1 pseudogene is annotated in these 265 nt (G+C 45.3%); it reads right to left on the minus strand.

The window, feature by feature from the left end:
* Window positions 1-143: pseudogene (locus tag FS628_RS33300) on the minus strand (DUF4446 family protein); the annotation flags it as partial.
* Window positions 144-265: the final 122 nt, after the last annotated feature.

Genomic DNA, 265 nt, shown 5'->3' on the forward strand with positions numbered 1-265 from the left:
TCCCACAGAGTGTACCTGCACTCTCCCCCTTTAACACCTTTTCCATATACATAACAACCCTCACCCTTATATATCCCCCTAACGATCATCCCATCCTCCCTATCCTTAATCATCCCCATCCACAAACTCACATCACTCCCACCCTCTCCATAACCATTCTATCTTTTCACCCCAACTTTACCTTCAATCCCCCTCACCTTTTCCATCACAATTTGCACCTCATTCCTTTCCACTTTCTCTTCATCCTCAATGCTCTCCATCTCAA

Origin of the sequence: Paenibacillus xylanexedens, assembly GCF_007676705.1 — a bacterium.
GTDB lineage: Bacteria > Bacillota > Bacilli > Paenibacillales > Paenibacillaceae > Paenibacillus > Paenibacillus xylanexedens_C.